We start from the raw sequence: 17,581 nt of genomic DNA on the forward strand, positions 1-17,581 counted from the left end.
TGCTGAAAATGCCCGCATCTGGCGGGGAACATAAGGGCAAAAGCCCCAAGGTGAGGGTCCCGCCACGCATGGGACCCCGGACAAAGCAAAAGCATCAGGAGATAGACCCATGCGTCACGCCCGCGGATACCGCCGCCTCAACCGGACCCATGAGCATCGCAAGGCGATGTTCGCGAACATGGCCGGCTCGCTCATTGAACACGAGCAGATCAAGACCACCCTGCCGAAGGCCAAGGAATTGCGCCCGATCATCGAAAAGATGGTAACGCTGGCCGGTCGTGGCGATCTGCACGCCCGTCGCCTGCTGCGCTCGCGCCTCAAGGAAGACCGTCACCTGGCCAAGCTGATGGACATCCTCGGGCCGCGTTACAAGGACCGCGCGGGCGGCTATGTGCGCATCATGCGCGCGGGCTTCCGCTATGGTGACATGGCGCCCATGGCGATCATCGAATTTGTCGAGCGCGACGTCGATGCCAAGGGTGCCGCTGACCGCGCCCGCCTCGAGGCCGAGGACGCCGCCGAGGCCTGAGTTTCCCGGCACATCAGTTTTGCAGGCCCCGCTGGAAACAGCGGGGCTTTTTCGTTTCGAAGATCGAACGCCTGATATTTCAACGATAGATTTCTGCAAACGCAGATTCGGCGGTGCGGTCCGAGAATCCGTCTGGCAATCGATTGATCCAACGCCATTATTCATCATTCGTTAACTAATCCCGGTCCATTTCGAAAGGGAAGGTCGTTGACGATCGTGCCGACACCTTGTCCTATAAGCCATGTCAGAGAGACGCCGCCTGATGTTCCGCTACCTGCAACGATTGGAAGAACTGGCCCCCATGGGATACCAGGCCGGAGTCCATATCCGCTTCGCGTCGCCGCTGTTCATGCGCAGCACCTATCCGCAGGAATGGCAGGAACTCTATTCTGCCCAGAACTATGCGCTGCGCGATCCACTGGTCTTCTGGGGCGTCAGCCGCAGTGGTGCCATCCGCTGGAGCGAGATCACCCTTCCCGATCCCTTCGGCGTGATGCAGAAGGCCGCCGATTTCGGTCTGACCTATGGTGTCGTCGTCTCATGCGGCAAGATCACCTCTCGCACCATTGTCGGTGTCGCAAGGGCGGACCGGGAATTCACCGATGGCGAAATCGCGGAGGTGTCGGCGATCGCCGACGCCCTGCACGAAGTTGCCGAACCTCCCCAGGACATGACGCCCGAACTGCTGGAGGCGCTGCGCCTCGCTGGCTTGGGCGTCAACCAGGTGGCGGCGGCAGAGCAGGTTGGAATTTCGGAGGGCACGATGAAATCGCGTCTTTCGACTGCGCGCGTTCTTTTGGGCGCAACCACCACGGCCGAGGCGATAAAAATGGCGAAAGAATATCGGCTGATCTAGCCACGCAGTCCCACATCGCGAGTACCCAAGGCCCCTGGTGTCAATGACAACCCGGCAGAGGAAGAATTCCCAAAATGCAAGTCACGACCCTATCTTTCCAGAACATCCACACCCACGGCCCCCTGTTCGCAGATCTGCTGCGGGCCCGGCATCGCACCTTCATCGAACAGGCGAAATGGGACCTGCCCGCCGCCGACGGGATGGAGTTCGACCAGTATGACACCCCGGCCAGCCGGTGGGTCGCGGTGCACGAATACGGGCGCATTCTGGCCGGCGTCCGGCTGACGCCCACGACACATCGGTGCGGCATCTATTCCTACATGATCCGCGACGCCCAGAAGGGCCTGTTGGACACGATCCCGAAAGAGCTTCTCTACGGCGAGGCGCCGGTCGCCCCCCACGTCTGGGAATCGAGCCGGGTCTTCGTCTGCGATGACGTGCCTGCCGCCATGCGCCTGCGCGTCCAGATGCAGCTCATCGCCGAGATGGTGCGGGCGGCCCGCGACCTCGGGGCCAGTTCGGTGCTTGGCCTGATCCCCGCGACGTCGCCGCGCCTTGCACGGCGGGTCGGCCTCGATTGCGAAGCGGCGGGTCCGGTCCTCGACATCGGCGGTTCGGCCAGCGTCTGCGTCAACATCTCGATGGCGACGAAGATGCATTAACCACGCCAGCGCGGCTTGCTGGAAGGTCATGGGGCGCGCATATGTGCCCCATGGCTGATCTTTTCGACACCGCCGCATCCGAGTCCGGCCCCCGCGCCGAACGCCCCGCGCCGCTGGCCGAACGGCTGCGCCCGGCGACGCTCGACGATGTCATCGGACAAACCCATCTTCTGGGGCCGGAGGGATCGTTGCGGGTCATGCTGGACGGTGCGCTGCCCAGCCTGATCTTCTGGGGGCCGCCCGGTGTCGGCAAGACGACCATCGCGCGGCTTCTGGCCGACCGGACGGGCCTGCACTTCGTGCAGATCAGCGCGATCTTCACCGGCGTGGCCGACCTTCGCAAGGTGTTCGAGACCGCGCGCAATCGCCGCGCGAACGGGCAGGGCACGCTTCTGTTCGTGGACGAGATCCACCGCTTCAACAAGGCGCAGCAGGACGGCTTTTTGCCGCATATGGAGGACGGGACGATCACGCTGGTCGGGGCCACGACCGAGAACCCGTCCTTTGAGTTGAATGCTGCCCTCATGTCGCGCGCCCAGGTCCTGACGCTGGAGCGGTTGTCGCTGCGTGATATGGAACTGCTGGTCCAGCGGGCCGAAAAGGAGTTGGGCAAGAAGCTCCCGCTCGACGGCCCCGCCCGCGAGGCGCTGCAAGAGATGGCCGATGGCGACGGGCGCGCGCTTCTGAACCTGGTCGAACAGGTGGCCGCTTGGGGGGCTACCGAATCCGTGGACCGCGACATGCTGGCCAAGCGGCTGCAACGGCGGGCGGCCCAATACGACAAATCCGGCGACAGCCACTACAACCTGATCTCCGCGCTGCACAAATCGGTCCGCGGCAGCGACCCGGACGCCGCCCTCTATTGGCTGGCGCGGATGCTGAAGGGGGGCGAAGACCCGCGCTATCTGGCCCGGCGCATCACCCGCATGGCGGTCGAGGATATCGCCCTGGCCGACCCGCAGGCCCAGACAGTCTGCCTGCAAGCCTGGGAAATGTACGAACGCATGGGCTCGCCCGAGGGGGAATTGGCACTGGCCAATGCCGTCGTCTATCTGGCCCTGGCCCCGAAATCGAACGCCGCCTACGCCGCCTACAAGGCTGCGATGCGTCAGGCGGGGGAAACCGGGTCGGAACCGCCGCCCAAGCATATCCTGAACGCGCCCACGAAACTGATGAAGGATCAGGGGTACGGCGCGGGCTATGCCTATGATCACGATCAGGCGGATGGCTTCTCGGGCCAGAACTACTTCCCCGACGGCATGAAGCGCCCGGTCTATTACGTGCCCGTCGATCGCGGGTTCGAACGGGAACTGGGCCGACGGCTCGACTGGTTCGTGGAACAGCGCGCCAAGCGCGGCAAAGGTTGACTCGGGCGGCGCGGTGAAGGACAGGCCAGCGATGATGTTCACCACCTTGCAGGTCGCCCTGGGCGGCGCGATCGGAGCCGCGCTCCGCTTCCTCCTGGGCATGGCCCTGCTGCGCCCGGGCTTTCCCGTCGGCGTGCTGACGGCGAATGTCGTGGGGTCCTTCCTGATGGGGCTGGCTGTCGTCTATCTTGGCCGCAATGCGCCCGGATGGCAGCCCTTCGTCCTGACCGGGGTCCTTGGCGGCTTCACCACCTTTTCGGCGTTCTCGCTGGAAACTCTCACGCTGATCGAGCGCGGCGACACGGGTCAGGCCCTGTCCTATGTCGCGCTCTCGGTCGGCCTTTCGCTGGCGGCCATCTGGCTCGGCGTCACATTTGCAAGGAGCCTCGCATGAGCGGCGTCCAGACGATCATCGTGGAACCGGGCGAGGGCGGCCAACGGCTGGACCGTTGGCTCAAGCGGCGTTTCCCGCAACTCAATCAGGGCAACGTCGAGAAGATGTGCCGCAAGGGCGAGATTCGCGTCGAAGGTGGCCGGGTCAAGGCCAATACCCGCGTGGACGAAGGTCAGGAGGTGCGGATTCCGCCGCTGCCCGAAGACCGCGCCCCCGCCGCTCCGCGCCGCGACAAGGTGCTGGCCGCCGACGCGGAGATGATCCGGTCCTGCGTCATCTATCGCGACGAGCATATCCTGGCCCTGAACAAGCCGCCGGGCCTAGCCAGTCAGGGCGGGTCGGGCCAGACGCGGCACGTCGACGGCCTTGGCGACGCGCTGCGCTTCGACAGCGATGAACAACCCCGCCTTGTCCACCGGCTCGACAAGGACACCTCCGGGGTCATGCTGATGGCGCGCAACCGTCTGACGGCGGTGCAATTGTCCGAAGCCATCCGCGACCGCGAAACCCGCAAGATCTATTGGGCGGCCGTCGCGGGCGTGCCCTATCCGCGCATGGGCACGATCCGCTATGGCCTCATCAAATCCGGCGGCAGCGGGGACGGCGGTGAGAAGATGCGCGCCATCCATCCGAACGAGATCGAGGAGGTGAAGGGCGCCAAACGCGCGGTCAGCGATTATGCCGTGCTGGAGGCCCTGGGCAGTCGGGGCGCCTGGGTTGCCCTTGTTCCGGTCACCGGGCGCACGCACCAGCTCCGCGTCCACATGGCCGAGATCGGGCATCCGATTGTCGGGGATGGCAAATACGGCGGCTCCGCGCAGGAAAATCAGGGCGACGGATGGGGCGCATCCTTCGGGGGCGAGATCAGCCGGAAACTGCATCTGCACGCCCGCTCCATGACCTTGACCCACCCGATCACCGACGCGAGGTTGCACCTGACCGCCCCCCTGCCGGAGCATATGAAGCGCACCTGGGACATGATGGGCTGGTCCGATCTGGATGTTCCCGCCGACCCCTTCGACGAAGACGAGCTTGGCTGACATGCGTCAGGGTGATTTTCTGGCGCTGTTCGACGTGGATGGCACGCTGATCGACAGCCGCGATGTCATCGTGCGCACGATGCAGGAGGCCTGCGAATGGGCCGACGTGTCGGCGCCGACATCGGCGCGGATCACCGAACTGGTGGGCCTGTCGCTTCCCGTGATGATCGCGCGGCTGTTGCCCGACGCCACTGCGGACGGGCGAGATGCTGTCCTCGCGGGCTATCGCGAGCGGTTCTGCGGCAATGCCGAGGCGGCGGGAGAGGCGTTGCTCTACCCCGGTGTGTCCGAAGGCCTGCGACGGCTGCGCGACGGGGGCATCATGCTCGGGGTGGCGACGGGCAAGAACCGGCGCGGTCTGGACCGGCTGATCGGGCACTACGGCTGGGAAGAGCTTTTCGTGACGCTGCAATGCGCCGATGCCCACCCCTCCAAACCGGATCCCTCGATGGTGCATCGCGCGGTCGAGGAGACGGGTGTGGATCGGTCGCGCGCCGCCATGATCGGGGACACGGTCTTTGACATGGATATGGCCCGCGCGGGTGGCATGGCCGCCATCGGTGTGGCCTGGGGCTATCATCCCGAAGACGCTTTGCGCGGGGCAGGGGCCACGCCCGTGGCACAGGATTTCGCCGCCCTGGTGCAAGAGATCGAGCGGAGAGCACGATGAGCGAATGGAAAGCACGCCGGTTCTGGACCGCCGCCACGACCGAGGATGTCGACGGCGGCCATGCCGTTCGTCTGGACGGCCGACCCGTACGCACCCCTCTGAAGACCGAACTGATCGTGCCGTCGCGTGCCCTGGCCCAAGCCATCGCCCTCGAATGGGACGCGCAGGAGGAGGTGATCCGCCCGGCGTCGATGCCCCTGACGCGGGCGGCGAATTCCACGCTCGACAAGGTCAGGCCGCAGCGTGAGGCGGTGATCGCCGATCTGGCGGGATATGGCGGCACCGATCTGCTCTGCTACCGTGCCAGCGCGCCCGAATCCCTCGTGATGCGCCAGAACGCGGAATGGGACCCGCTGATCGACTGGGCCGCGACCGCTTTGGGGGCCAGGCTCGTGGTGACGACGGGCGTGATTCCGGTCGAACAGCCGAAGGCCGCAACGGATGCGTTGCGCGCGCGGGTTGATGCGCTCAGCAACTGGGAAGTGACCGCGCTGTCCGAGTTCGTCACCTTGTCCGGCTCGCTGGTTCTAGCGCTGGCGGTCATGGAGGGGCGGCCTGCGGCGGACATCTGGCCGCTGAGTCGGTTGGATGAGGATTGGCAGGCCGAACAATGGGGCCACGACGAAGACGAGGCCGCGCGCATCGCCATCAAGCGCGAGGCATTTCTGCAGGCCGAGCGATATCTGGGGCTTGTGCGCGCCGGGTGATCCCGCCACTGCCGCCGTGTCGGGCACTGACCGCGCTCAACCGTCGATGAATTGGGCAATTGCCTCAAAATCCGGCTTCATCCCTTGACGTTCCGGCCCCCATCTGGCCTCTTTCATGGCAGTGAGGGGGGTGAACATCCTCACAGGAAAACGAACCGCTCCGACAAACGGGGAGGTGCCGCGTGTGCGTTGACCTGCTGCGTGGTTCATCAGGAAGAGGTTAGAAATGAATAAATCCGTACTTTTCGGCACGCTGGCTTTCGCTGGTTTGGCCGCTGCGGGTGCTTCGGCGGCGACGCTGGACGATGTTAAGGCACGCGGAACGCTGAACTGCGGCGTGACCACCGGCGTTCCCGGCTTTGCAGAGCCCGACTCCGACGGTGTGTGGCAGGGCTTCGACGTTGCCGTCTGCCGTGCCGTCGCTGCTGCCGTTCTGGGCGATTCCGACGCGGTGACCTTCGTGCCGACGACCGGCAAGACGCGTTTCACGTCGCTCGCATCGGGCGAAATCGACATGCTGGCCCGGAACACCACCTGGACCTTCTCGCGCGACACCGACCTGAAGTTCGACTTCACGGGCGTCAACTACTACGACGGTCAGGGCTTCATGGTTCCGACCGATCTGGGCGTTGCCTCGGCGACCGAACTCGATGGCGCGACCGTCTGCATCCAGACCGGCACCACGACCGAGCTGAACCTGGCCGACTATTTCCGCATCAACGGTATGTCCTATGAGCCGGTTCCGATCGAAACCGGTGCCGAGGCCGTCCAGCAGTTCCTGGCTGGCGCCTGCGACGTCTACACCACCGACCGTTCGGCCCTGGCCGCACAGCGTGCAGGCTTCGAGAATCCCGACAACTACATGCTGCTGCCCGAAGTCGTTTCGAAGGAGCCGCTCGGCCCCCTCGTGCGTCATGGCGACAGCGAGTGGTTCGACATCGTCAAGTGGACGCTCTATGCCCTGATCGCCGCCGAAGAATATGGCGTGACGCAGGCGAACGTCGAAGAGCTGGCCTCCGCTCCGGGCGACAACCCCGAAGTGAACCGCCTGCTCGGCACCGAGGGTGAACTGGGCGCCATGATGGGCGTCAGCAACTCCTGGGCCAAGGACGCGATCGCTGCCGTCGGCAACTTCGGCGAGATCTTCGATACCACCATCGGTGAGTCGACGGCTATCGGCCTCGCCCGCGGTCTGAACGCGCAGTACACGGACGGTGGTCTGATGTACGCACCGCCGTTCCGCTAAGACACGAACGGAGAAGGGCGCGGGCTGGTCCCGCGCCCTTCTTCCATCAAGACGTTCTATAATTCGACGGATCAACGACAGGGCGACAAACGACCCTGCGGACACCGGCCCGATGTGGCCGTGTCACATCGCCGTCGGGCCACGGGGAAAAGCAAATGACCACGATGACCGACCCGCCCAAGGCGGAAGGCTTCCGCATCGGGCAACTGATCAACGACACGCGATACCGGTCCTATACGTTCCAGTTTATCGCCATCGTCGCCCTGATCTTCGCCTTCAGCTGGCTCGCCTACAATGCGTCCCAGAACGAGCAGCTTCAGGCCAACGGCTTCAGCTACGAGTTCATGTCCGCCCCCGCAGGCTACGACATCAACCAGCAGCCGATCTCCTACGACAGCCAGGACACCCACCTGCGGGCAACCGTCATCGGCGCGATCAACACGCTGATCGTCGCCTTCCTGGCCTGCGTCACGGCAACGGTTTTCGGGGTCATCGCGGGTGTGCTCCGCCTGTCGAACAACTGGATCATTTCCAAGTTGATGGCCGTCTATGTGGAAATCTTCCGCAACATCCCGGTCCTGATCTGGATCATCATCATCTTCACCGTGGCTGCGAACACCTTCCCGCCCATGTCCGAATTCCGATTGCCACGCGACGGATCCGATCCGACCCGCACGCTGTTGTTCGGCATGTTCGCGGCAACGAACCAGGGCGTCTATGTCCCCCGCCTGACTTTGGGCGACACCGGCTGGATCGTGATCGCCACATTCCTTGCGTCGATCGCCGGCGTTTTCGGAATGCGGAGCTTTGCCCGCAAGAAGCTCTATGACGAGGGCAAGGTCGTCCCCGTTCTCTGGCCCTCCATCGCGATCCTGATCGTCCCCGCCGTCCTGATGCAGTTCATCCTCGGAAGCCCTCTCGGCGTGGAGAACCCCGAAATGGGCCGGTTCAGCTTTGACGGCGGCATCCTGCTGCGTCCCTCGCTGATCGCCCTCTGGTTTGCCCTGTCGATCTACACGGGCGCCTTCATCGCCGAGAACGTGCGCGCGGGCATCCTCGCCATCTCGCGCGGCCAGTCCGAGGCGGCTGCCGCCCTGGGCCTGCGCCCGGGTCGGATCATGTCGCTTGTGGTCCTGCCGCAGGCCCTGCGCGTCATCATCCCGCCGCTGATCTCCCAGTACCTCAACATCACCAAGAACACGTCGCTCGCCATCGCCGTGGGCTACATGGACCTGACCGCGACCCTCGGGGGCATCACCCTGAACCAGACCGGGCGTGCGCTGGAATGCATCCTGCTGCTGATGCTGTTCTACCTCACGTTCAGCCTGATCATTTCGGCGGTGATGAACGTCTACAACAATTCCGTAGCCCTGAAGGAGCGCTGAGCGATGAGTGAAGTACACGCACATACGGTCGCCTTCGTCCGGACAAGCGAGATCCCCGCGTCGCCACCACCCGTGGCCGAGGCGGGGGCGGTCAAGTGGATCAAAGACAACCTGATCTCGGGGCCGTTCAACACGATCATGACGATCCTGGGCATTCTGGTCGTCGCCTATCTTCTGGCCGGACTGATCCCCTGGATCGCCAACGGAACGTGGACAGGCGCGGACATCCGTGAATGCCGTGAAATCCTGCAAGGCAGCGGGGGCGGTTGCTTTGCCGTCATCGCCGAACGCTGGCCGCAGCTGCTGTTCGGGTTCCAGTATCCCGACTACCTGCGCTGGCGTCCGACCCTGGCCTTCGTCCTGCTGTTCCTTGCGGTGCCACCCGCGCTCTTCGTGATGTTCCTGCCGCGTTGGACGCTGATCGTGACGGCGATCTACCCCTTCGTGGCCTATTGGCTGATCTGGGGCGGCACGATCCTGTCGCCCATCGTCGCGGCCGTCGGCTTTCTGGTGGGCTATCTGGTGTTCACCAAGGTCGAGAAGCGGGGCTTCGTTCAGGGCCTTGCAGCGGGCATCGTGGCCGCCGTCGCGGTCTGGTGGATCGGTGGTGTGATCGCCGAGGAGTTCAGCCGCGTCGGCGCGCTGGAAGTGGTCGAAAGCCGGGCCCTGGGTGGCTTCATGCTCAACCTGATTCTCGGGGTCGTCTGCGTCTCGCTCTCGATCCCGCTCGGAATCGTTCTGGCGCTCGGGCGGCAATCGAAGCTGCCCATCGTCAAGGGCTTCTGCGTGGTTTTCATCGAGTTTGTGCGGGGCGTGCCGCTCATCACGCTGCTGTTCGTGGCGAACGTGGTCCTGGCCTATTTCTTCCCGCCGAACTCCAACCCTGACCTGATCATCCGCGTGATCATCATGATCACCATGTTCTCTTCGGCCTATATCGCCGAGGTGATCCGGGGTGGCCTCGCCGCCCTGCCCAAGGGTCAGTACGAGGCGGGTGACAGCCTGGGGCTCGACTATCCCCAATCGATGCGGCTGATCATCCTGCCGCAGGCGCTCAAGATTTCCATCCCGGGGATCGTGAACGTGGCCGTGGGTCTCTTCAAGGATACGACGCTGGTCTCGGTCATCTCGATGTTCGACCTTGTCGGCATGATCCGGGGCCCGATCCTGTCGTCGACCGACTGGACCGGGGTCTATTGGGAATTGTGGGCGGCTGCCTGCGTCCTGTTCTTCATCGTCTGCTACGGCATTTCGCAATATTCGCAGTGGCTCGAACGCCAGCTGCGGACCGACCATCGTTAAGGAGATCAGACATGGCTATGGCTGACACCAACCCGCAAGGCATGACCGTCTCTGACGAGGTGGCCATCGAAATCAAGGGCATGAACAAGTGGTACGGACAGTTCCACGTTCTGCGCGACATCGACCTGACCGTTCAGCGCGGCGAACGCATCGTCATCTGCGGACCTTCCGGGTCCGGCAAATCGACGCTGATCCGCTGCATCAACGCGCTGGAAGAGCATCAGCAGGGTAGCATCGTGGTCGACGGCGTGCCGCTCTCTTCGGATCTCAAGAACATCGACAAGATCCGGTCCGAGGTCGGGATGTGCTTTCAGCACTTCAACCTCTTCCCCCATCTGACGATTCTCGAGAATTGCACGCTGGCGCCGATCTGGGTGCGCAAGACGCCCAAGAAGGAAGCCGAGGATACGGCGATGTATTTCCTCGAAAAGGTGAAGATCCCCGATCAGGCCAACAAATACCCGGGCCAGCTTTCGGGCGGTCAGCAACAGCGTGTCGCCATCGCGCGGTCGCTTTGCATGCGGCCCCGGATCATGCTTTTCGACGAGCCGACCTCCGCCCTCGACCCCGAGATGATCAAGGAGGTGCTCGACACCATGATCCAGCTCGCCGAAGAGGGGATGACCATGCTCTGCGTGACCCACGAGATGGGCTTTGCCCGTCAGGTCGCCAACCGAGTCATCTTCATGGACGCCGGTCAGATCGTGGAACAGAACGAGCCCGAGAGCTTCTTCCTCAACCCGCAGAATGAGCGGACCAAACTGTTCCTGAGCCAGATCCTCGGGCACTGATCCCCGCAAGGGTGGCGATTTCGGGGCGCGCGGGTCGAAGGGTTCGCGCGCCCTTTTTGTTGGCTGCGCACGCATTCCGTCTTCTCGCTCTGGTGAGCGAGATTGGAGCGCTTGGGTGGTAAAAACGGCGGGTTTTCGCGGTTTTCCCGTAGCGTCAGCGGCCCGGTAATTAATTCTTGGGACTGTTGGCTTATGGTCCGATAATGGTCCGGATGGTCACCCCCGCATGAGCACGCAGCTCTCGAATGCCGTCGCTGTGAACATCAGCGAAACGACGGCGCAGTTTTCCTTTGTCGGGGGCACATTTACCCTCGGTTCCGGGCCGTTCACGGACAGATCGTTGAGCGTGCAGGACAACGATTCCAATTTCGACTCCTTCAGCCCGCGCCCTGACGAAACGCAAGGCGCCGGCCGACAGACCGCGCAGCTTTTCGACGGGGCCGGGGGCCTCAGCCAGAGCGGGGTCGCATCACTTCAGCAGGTCATCACCCTGACCCACCCCGACACGGGGGCGACCGTTCAGGTTGGCGTCGTCCGGGTCAGCATCGACGACGGTTCGTTCGGTAATGGCGCGACGCTGGCCGAGGTGTTCATTTTCGACGGACCGATCGATCCGACGGTCACCTATTCCGTCACCGCGATTAATTATTCGCCGGGTAACGGGCCATCGAATACCTATGCTTACAGCACGTTTTCGGATGGCGCCGTGCAGAGCGGAGGCGTGGTCTGCTTTGTCGCGGGCACGCTGATCCGGACGGCGCGCGGCGAGGTTCCCGTGCAATCCATCAGGCCGGGCGACCGTGTTCAAACCGTCGATCACGGTTTGCACGAGGTTCTGTGGTGCGGCAATCGGCGGTTCGACCATCTGCAACTGGTCCGGACCCCGCGTCTGCGCCCCGTTCGCATTGCCGAGGGGATGGTCGGAAATGACCGGCCTCTGCTCGTCTCACCGCAGCATCGGATCGTCGTTGGCGATTATTTCGTCAAGGCCTGCGACCTGCCCCGAATTGCCGGACTGTCCGCGCGGATCGCGCGGGGCGTCGCGCATGTCTGGTACGTTCACCTTCTGCTTGAGGACCATCAGGTCCTGCTGGCCAATGGGGCGCAGGCGGAAAGCCTGCTTTTGGGGCCGATGTCGCGGCGAATCATTGGGTCGGGTGGCATGTCGCACGTGATACCGACGGACGCGCCGCGTGTACGCGGTCTGGTGCACCGGATCTGTCGGCCCATGCTGCCGAGGGGTCATCTGTCGGACATGCGGCGAGCCTTGCCAGAGCCCGCGAATGGCATTCGGTCCTAGCTGACACCCATCAGGGCGGCCGCCCGCTCCTCGCGCGATAACACCTTCGGGGCCACGGCAGGCGCCCCGGTATCGTCAAAGAACGGCGTATCGCGCCATTCGCCCGAGATGTTCTTGGCGGCCATGCGGCTGACCATGCGGGTCAGCATGGTGCCCAGGCCCTTGTTCCCCTGCTTGCCACCCGGCTTCGGGATGAAGGCTTCGGCCACGTGCGGGCCAATGGCGGCAGGGTCGGTCAGGCGGTCGGTGTTCATGCCGACATGGACCAACCGTCCCTTCAGGGGGGTGTAGAACAGCGGCGTGTCACAGCAGGTCGCGTACCAACGCAGCGCGCCCTTGGGTGTGTGCCGAAACACCCGGAGGTTTTCACCTCCCTGGGTGATCTTCACCCGGTCCTGCGTGGTTTGCAGGATACCGACCTTCTTGGGGTCGGCATGACCCAGATGGGTATAGGCGGCGCGGCAGTCCTTGCAGTGACAGACGATGTGGGTGAAGGCGGCCGGCCCGGCATCGGTGATCTGGCCCCGCAGTTCCCCGCAGGTGCAGGCGAAATCGAGCGTCTCGCCCGCCATCTACTTGACGGCCTTCAGTTTGCGCCCCCGCTTGACCGGTGCGGCCCCGCCCGAATTCGCGTCGATGAAGTCCAGCACGAGCGGCCGGATATTCTTGCGCCAGCTGCCCCCGGCGAAGATGCCGTAGTGGCCCGCCTCGGGTTCGATGTAATTGGCCTTCTTGCTGTCGGGCAGGCCGGTCAGCATGTCGAGCGCCGCGACACATTGGCCGGGCGCAGAGATGTCGTCCTTGCCGCCCTCGACCGTCTTGACGGCGACCTGGGTAATCTTGCCGATGTCGACCTGATGGCCGTCGACAACGAAGCGGTTCTGGGCGATTTCCAGATCCTTGAAGATGCGTTCCACCGTCGAGAGGTAGAACTCGGCCGGCATGTCCATCACGGCCAGGTATTCGTCATAGAACTTGTTGTGCTTGTCGTGGTCCGACGCCTCGCCGTTGGCGATGGCGATCATCTGGTTGGTAAAGGCCTTGCCATGCGTTTCGGCGTTCATCGAGATGAAGGACGACAGTTGAAGAAGGCCTGGATAGACCATCCGGCCCACGCCCGCGTATTGGAAGCCGACCCGCTGAACCATGCTCTGCTCAAGCTGGCCCATGGTGACGCGGCGGCCGAAATCCGTGACGTCGGTCGCGGCGGCATCGGGGTCGACCGGCCCGCCGATCAGGGTCAGGGTGCGCGGCTGCGCCTCCGGGTCCTGTTCGGCCAGAAGGGCCGTGGCGGCCAGGGTCAGGGGGGCAGGCTGGCACACGGCGATGACGTTGATGTCGGGGCCGAGCGCCTTCATGAAGTCGACAAGATAGAGGGTGTAGTCTTCGATATCGAACTTTCCCGCGCTGACGGGAATGTCGCGGGCGTTGTGCCAGTCGGTCACCCAGACGTCGGCGTCGGGCAGAAGGCTGACGACCGTGGAGCGCAGGAGGGTGGCGTAGTGACCGGACATCGGCGCCACCAGCAGGATGCGGCGGGCCATGGGCGCGCGGCCCTGCACCTTGAAGCGGATCAAGTCGCCGAAGGGGCGCTCCAACTCTTTCTTGACCACGACGCTGTGGTCGGTCTGATCGTCCCCAGGCAGGGCTGCGATGTTCCAGTCGGGTTTGACCACCATGCGGTTGAAGCTGCGCTCCATCACCTCGCCCCAGGCGGCCAGCATCTTGAACCCGGGGTGCGGGGCCAGGGCCGTGAGGGGATAGCTGCCCATCGTGCGCGCGGTCGCGCCGAGCCAGGCGTTGGTGTTGCGGGCGGTTTCCATCAGATCGTAAGCAGCCATAAAGCGCATGTGCGGACCTTCCGTCGGGCAAACAGGAAACGGCATACCATTTCCCTGTCGCAATTGGTCAATTCGGCTATTGTAATAGCCAAAGGTTACTTAGCAGTTGCAGCATGACTGCGGGAAGGCAAGAGATGAGCGCTGGCGATCACGGAAACGATGAAGCTCGTGACCCTGCCGACACGGGCGATGAGGCTTTGAGCAGGTTGAATGCCAATCTGGAACGGATGGAGGCGCTGACCAAACGCCTTGTGGCCGCCCTGTCGTCAAAACGCACATCGGATCAAGGGCTTCAAGGGCCGGGGCCGGAACTCTATGCCAAGGCGATGGCCGCCTATTGGGCTGAGATGGCGGCGAATCCGGCTAAGTTGATCGAAAAGCAGGTCGGCTATTGGGGCCAGGCCCTGAAACATGCAGTCGAAGCGCAGACGGCCCTGACGTCGGGCAAACCCGTGGCCCCGCCCGACCATCAGCCCGCCGACCGGCGGTTCGCGAACTCGCTCTGGACCGATCATCCCTATTACAACTTCCTCAAGCAGCAGTATCAGATCAGCGCCAATGCGATCCGCGATACGGTGGCCGACCTGGAGGGGTTGGACGCTGCCGACAAGCGGCGCGTGTCGTTCTTCAGCCAGCAGATCGTGGACCTGTTCGCGCCGACAAACTTCCTGGCCACGAACCCCGAAGCGATGCAGCGCGCCGTCGACACCGAGGGCGACAGCCTGGTGAAGGGACTCGAAAACCTGGTTCGCGACATCGAGGCGAACAAGGGCGACTGGCTGGTCACCCTGGCCGACCCCGAGGCGTTTCAGGTCGGCGGCAATATCGCCACCACCGAAGGCAGCGTCGTCTTCCGGGGCCGCATGTTCGAGCTGATCCAGTACAAGCCCACGACCAAGCAGGTGTTCGAAAGGCCCGTGGTTCTCTTCCCGCCCTGGATCAACAAGTTCTACGTGCTGGATCTCAAGCCCGCCAACAGCCTGATCAAGTGGATCGTCGATCAGGGCTATACGCTCTTCGTGGTCAGCTGGGTCAACCCGGACGAATCCCATTCGGACGTGACGATGGCCGATTACGTCGATGGCGGATACCTGACGGCCATCGATGTCGCCAAGGAGATCACGGGACAGGATCAGGTCAACGCCATCGGCTATTGCATCGCGGGCACGACGCTCGCCGCCACGCTGGCCCTGATGGCGCGGCGCGGGGACACCTCGGTCAAGTCGGCGACCTTCCTGACGACGCTGGCCGATTTCGAGGATCCGGGCGAAATGGGCGTCTTCCTGGACGAGGATTTCATCGACGGGATCGAGCGGGAGGGGAAGGCCAAGGGCTACCTGGACAAGTTCTTCATGGGGCGCACGTTCAGCTATCTGCGGTCCAACGATCTGGTCTACGGACCGGCCATCAAATCCTACATGCTGGGCGAGGCGCCGCCGGCCTTCGACCTGCTCTATTGGAACGGGGACGGGACGAACCTGCCCGGGCCGATGGTGACGGAATACCTCCGCAAGCTCTGCCTTCGCAACGAACTGGCCACCACCGGCTTCGACCTGATGGGCGAACGCGGCCTGACCCTGGCGGATGTGAAGGTGCCGCTCTGCGATATCGCCTGCGAGACGGACCACATCGCCCATTGGCGCGGCGCGTGGCAGACGGCGAAGCAGCTGGGGTCGGACGACAAGACCTTCATCCTGTCGCAGTCGGGGCATATCGCGGGCATCGTGAACCCCCCCGCCCGCAACAAGTATGGCCACTACGTGAACCCCGACATGGATGTGGCGACGGCCGACGACTGGTTCGCGGGCGCAACCTTCCACGAAGGCTCCTGGTGGCCGCGGTGGGAGGAGTGGGTGCGGCCCTTCTCGGGCAAGAAGGTGAAGGCCCGCAAACCCGGCGGCCCCGATCACCCCGTGCTGGAGGCGGCCCCGGGCACCTACGTGCTGCCCAAACCCTGAATCACGGCCTGTCGAGTCGGGTTTCCCTTACTTCGGCCCTGACCGCCTGCGCGATAGGGTGACTTTACGTCATTTTATCCACCGCATTCGGAGAGAGCCCCATGGCCAAGTCACAGTCCCCCGCCGCGCACGGAATGGTGTCCGGCATTACCGTCGCCATCAAATACGCCTGCCACGACATGCAGAAGGGCACCCAGACCCTCCAGGGATGGGAGAAAGTCCACGCCGGAACCGAGCAGGCCGCACAGATGCGGGCGCAGCAGACCTTCGGGCGGCTGTTCGACGCCCAGGCCCTCAACACGCAGCCCACGGCGGACCAGATCAAGCAATTGGCCCAGGGCATGGCCGAGGGTCCGGACGATCCGCAGGATGGCCCCGCCGATGCGGGCACGGCGTTCTTCGGTCAGTTCATCGACCATGACCTGACGCTGGACGCGACCACCATGCTGGGGGCGGCCAGTGGCGACGTCGCTGCCGTCCCGAACTTCCGCACGCCGCGCTTTGACCTCGACTCGGTTCTGGGTCACGGGCCCGAAGTCGACCCCTGGCTCTACGGTCAGGGCGGGCGCAGTCACGCGCTGGTCTTCGGCTCGGCCGACGGGGCGGGGGTCAATGCGAACCCGCTCGACCTGCAACGCAACCGCAACGCCCGTGCCCTGATCGGCGACCCGCGCAACGACGAGAACCTCTTCATCAGCCAGATCCACGGACGCCAGTTCGTCGATGCCTTCAACGGGCATATCGAGACCCATGGCAACGCCTTCGAGCCTGCCGCCGACGATCTGCGCCACGCCTATCAGCGCCGCGTCTGCGAAGAGTTCCTGCCGCAGGTCGTCGCCGAGGACGTGCTGTCGCCGCTTCTGTCACAGGCCCGCCACGGCAGCCTCAAGGGGCCAATCAACTGGGACTGCGCGCCCGATATGCCGGTCGAGTTCGCCGCCGCCGCCTTCCGTTTCGGCCATTCCATGATCCGGCAGAGCTATTCGCTCAACGACCGGTTCCCGGATGTGGAGCTGTTCTCGGAGGCGCATCGCGGGTTCAGCCCCGTGCCCGAATGGTTCAACCTCGACTTCGATCGCTTCTTCGGACCGTCGGCGCAGAAGTCGCGCCCGATCAACACCAAGCTGGTCGCGGACCTGATCAACCTGCCCGGTCGGATCGTGCCCGACACGCCCAACCTGGCCGAGCGCAACATGCTGCGTGGTCAGCACACCTTCTGCCTGCCCTCGGGCGAGCGGGCGGCGGCATCGCTCGGGTTCGACGTTCTGGATCCGCATGACGACATCAAGGCCCTGGGCCTGACCGGGAACACGCCCCTGTGGTTTTATATCCTCTGGGAGGCGGAATGCGCCGGTGGCAAGTTGGGCCAACTGGGCGGAACGCTGGTTGCCGGCACGCTTCTGAACCTGATGCTGCGAGACAGCAATTCGATCTTCAACAGTGGCGAGAGCGACAGCCTGGCCGCATGATCCACCAACCGGAAAAGCAGGAGAGGGGGCTTCGGCCCCCTCTTTTTATGACTCGCGCCATGGT

General features: G+C 64.0%; 17 protein-coding genes. 15 read left to right on the forward strand and 2 right to left on the reverse strand.

Annotated elements, in window-relative coordinates:
• The first annotated feature begins 109 nt into the window (after positions 1 to 109).
• The 13 genes from rplQ (at position 110) to BM002_RS13925 (ending at position 12,249) form a co-directional block, all read left to right on the forward strand.
• The gene (gene rplQ / locus BM002_RS13865; RefSeq protein WP_092782343.1) at positions 110 to 529 is read left to right on the forward strand and encodes a 50S ribosomal protein L17; all 420 of its coding nucleotides are present in this window, start codon (positions 110 to 112) and stop codon (positions 527 to 529) included.
• 262 nt (positions 530 to 791) lie between these two features.
• Entirely contained in the window at positions 792 to 1,385 is a 594-nt protein-coding gene (locus BM002_RS13870) for an autoinducer binding domain-containing protein (RefSeq protein ID WP_092782346.1), read from the forward strand.
• Between the two features lie 74 nt (positions 1,386 to 1,459).
• The gene (locus BM002_RS13875) at positions 1,460 to 2,047 is read left to right on the forward strand and encodes an acyl-homoserine-lactone synthase (RefSeq protein WP_092782349.1); all 588 of its coding nucleotides are present in this window, start codon (positions 1,460 to 1,462) and stop codon (positions 2,045 to 2,047) included.
• 50 nt (positions 2,048 to 2,097) lie between these two features.
• Positions 2,098 to 3,414, forward strand: a complete 1,317-nt coding sequence (locus BM002_RS13880; protein WP_092782352.1) for a replication-associated recombination protein A — start codon at positions 2,098 to 2,100, stop codon at positions 3,412 to 3,414.
• A gap of 31 nt (positions 3,415 to 3,445) precedes the next feature.
• On the forward strand, positions 3,446 to 3,808 hold the full coding sequence (gene crcB / locus BM002_RS13885; protein ID WP_092782355.1) for a fluoride efflux transporter CrcB: 363 nt from the start codon (positions 3,446 to 3,448) through the stop codon (positions 3,806 to 3,808).
• Complete coding sequence (locus tag BM002_RS13890) at positions 3,805 to 4,848, forward strand: RluA family pseudouridine synthase (protein WP_092782358.1); 1,044 nt, start codon at positions 3,805 to 3,807, stop codon at positions 4,846 to 4,848. The genes crcB and BM002_RS13890 overlap by 4 nt, the downstream gene beginning before the upstream one ends.
• A 1-nt stretch (position 4,849) precedes the next feature.
• Positions 4,850 to 5,518: an HAD family hydrolase gene (locus tag BM002_RS13895; RefSeq protein WP_245749288.1), complete on the forward strand. Its 669-nt coding sequence runs from the start codon at positions 4,850 to 4,852 to the stop codon at positions 5,516 to 5,518.
• Positions 5,515 to 6,225 (forward strand): ATP12 family chaperone protein, encoded by a 711-nt coding sequence (locus tag BM002_RS13900; protein ID WP_092782364.1) that lies wholly within the window; start codon positions 5,515 to 5,517, stop codon positions 6,223 to 6,225. Before BM002_RS13895 ends, BM002_RS13900 begins: the two co-directional genes overlap by 4 nt.
• 226 nt (positions 6,226 to 6,451) lie before the next feature.
• Positions 6,452 to 7,471: an amino acid ABC transporter substrate-binding protein gene (locus BM002_RS13905; RefSeq protein WP_092782367.1), complete on the forward strand. Its 1,020-nt coding sequence runs from the start codon at positions 6,452 to 6,454 to the stop codon at positions 7,469 to 7,471.
• A 155-nt stretch (positions 7,472 to 7,626) separates the two neighbouring features.
• A complete protein-coding gene (locus BM002_RS13910; RefSeq protein WP_092782370.1) occupies positions 7,627 to 8,856 on the forward strand; it encodes an amino acid ABC transporter permease in 1,230 nt (409 codons plus the stop codon).
• A 3-nt stretch (positions 8,857 to 8,859) separates the two neighbouring features.
• Complete coding sequence (locus BM002_RS13915; RefSeq protein ID WP_092782373.1) at positions 8,860 to 10,158, forward strand: amino acid ABC transporter permease; 1,299 nt, start codon at positions 8,860 to 8,862, stop codon at positions 10,156 to 10,158.
• A gap of 41 nt (positions 10,159 to 10,199) precedes the next feature.
• Positions 10,200 to 10,949: an amino acid ABC transporter ATP-binding protein gene (locus tag BM002_RS13920; protein ID WP_425431873.1), complete on the forward strand. Its 750-nt coding sequence runs from the start codon at positions 10,200 to 10,202 to the stop codon at positions 10,947 to 10,949.
• A gap of 226 nt (positions 10,950 to 11,175) precedes the next feature.
• A complete protein-coding gene (locus BM002_RS13925) occupies positions 11,176 to 12,249 on the forward strand; it encodes a Hint domain-containing protein (RefSeq protein WP_092782379.1) in 1,074 nt (357 codons plus the stop codon).
• Here the strand turns inward: BM002_RS13925 and BM002_RS13930 are convergent.
• Positions 12,246 to 12,821: a DUF6151 family protein gene (locus tag BM002_RS13930; protein WP_092782382.1), complete on the reverse strand. Its 576-nt coding sequence runs from the start codon at positions 12,819 to 12,821 to the stop codon at positions 12,246 to 12,248. The genes BM002_RS13925 and BM002_RS13930 overlap by 4 nt on opposite strands.
• A complete protein-coding gene (gene phaZ, locus BM002_RS13935; RefSeq protein ID WP_092782385.1) occupies positions 12,822 to 14,099 on the reverse strand; it encodes a polyhydroxyalkanoate depolymerase in 1,278 nt (425 codons plus the stop codon). It lies immediately after the preceding gene.
• Between the two features lie 125 nt (positions 14,100 to 14,224).
• Here phaZ and BM002_RS13940 point away from each other — a divergent pair, with 125 nt between their 5' ends.
• Positions 14,225 to 16,048, forward strand: coding sequence for a PHA/PHB synthase family protein (locus BM002_RS13940; RefSeq protein WP_092782388.1), 1,824 nt, complete (start codon positions 14,225 to 14,227; stop codon positions 16,046 to 16,048).
• Positions 16,049 to 16,149: 101 nt separating this feature from the next.
• A complete protein-coding gene (locus tag BM002_RS13945; protein ID WP_092782391.1) occupies positions 16,150 to 17,517 on the forward strand; it encodes a peroxidase family protein in 1,368 nt (455 codons plus the stop codon).
• Positions 17,518 to 17,581 lie beyond the last annotated feature (64 nt).

Source organism: Jannaschia pohangensis (assembly GCF_900113875.1).
Lineage (GTDB): Bacteria > Pseudomonadota > Alphaproteobacteria > Rhodobacterales > Rhodobacteraceae > Jannaschia > Jannaschia pohangensis.

What these genes read in the sequence shown, in the direction of transcription:
- rplQ (WP_092782343.1), top strand. Translation starts at nt 110, where the DNA reads ATGCGTCACGCCCGCGGATACCGCCGCCTCAACCGGACCCATGAGCAT.
- BM002_RS13870 (WP_092782346.1), top strand. Translation starts at nt 792, where the DNA reads ATGTTCCGCTACCTGCAACGATTGGAAGAACTGGCCCCCATGGGATAC.
- BM002_RS13875 (WP_092782349.1), top strand. Translation starts at nt 1,460, where the DNA reads ATGCAAGTCACGACCCTATCTTTCCAGAACATCCACACCCACGGCCCC.
- BM002_RS13880 (WP_092782352.1), top strand. Translation starts at nt 2,098, where the DNA reads ATGGCTGATCTTTTCGACACCGCCGCATCCGAGTCCGGCCCCCGCGCC.
- crcB (WP_092782355.1), top strand. Translation starts at nt 3,446, where the DNA reads ATGATGTTCACCACCTTGCAGGTCGCCCTGGGCGGCGCGATCGGAGCC.
- BM002_RS13890 (WP_092782358.1), top strand. Translation starts at nt 3,805, where the DNA reads ATGAGCGGCGTCCAGACGATCATCGTGGAACCGGGCGAGGGCGGCCAA.
- BM002_RS13895 (WP_245749288.1), top strand. Translation starts at nt 4,850, where the DNA reads ATGCGTCAGGGTGATTTTCTGGCGCTGTTCGACGTGGATGGCACGCTG.
- BM002_RS13900 (WP_092782364.1), top strand. Translation starts at nt 5,515, where the DNA reads ATGAGCGAATGGAAAGCACGCCGGTTCTGGACCGCCGCCACGACCGAG.
- BM002_RS13905 (WP_092782367.1), top strand. Translation starts at nt 6,452, where the DNA reads ATGAATAAATCCGTACTTTTCGGCACGCTGGCTTTCGCTGGTTTGGCC.
- BM002_RS13910 (WP_092782370.1), top strand. Translation starts at nt 7,627, where the DNA reads ATGACCACGATGACCGACCCGCCCAAGGCGGAAGGCTTCCGCATCGGG.
- BM002_RS13915 (WP_092782373.1), top strand. Translation starts at nt 8,860, where the DNA reads ATGAGTGAAGTACACGCACATACGGTCGCCTTCGTCCGGACAAGCGAG.
- BM002_RS13920 (WP_425431873.1), top strand. Translation starts at nt 10,200, where the DNA reads ATGACCGTCTCTGACGAGGTGGCCATCGAAATCAAGGGCATGAACAAG.
- BM002_RS13925 (WP_092782379.1), top strand. Translation starts at nt 11,176, where the DNA reads ATGAGCACGCAGCTCTCGAATGCCGTCGCTGTGAACATCAGCGAAACG.
- BM002_RS13930 (WP_092782382.1), bottom strand. Translation starts at nt 12,821, where the DNA reads ATGGCGGGCGAGACGCTCGATTTCGCCTGCACCTGCGGGGAACTGCGG.
- phaZ (WP_092782385.1), bottom strand. Translation starts at nt 14,099, where the DNA reads ATGCGCTTTATGGCTGCTTACGATCTGATGGAAACCGCCCGCAACACC.
- BM002_RS13940 (WP_092782388.1), top strand. Translation starts at nt 14,225, where the DNA reads ATGAGCGCTGGCGATCACGGAAACGATGAAGCTCGTGACCCTGCCGAC.
- BM002_RS13945 (WP_092782391.1), top strand. Translation starts at nt 16,150, where the DNA reads ATGGCCAAGTCACAGTCCCCCGCCGCGCACGGAATGGTGTCCGGCATT.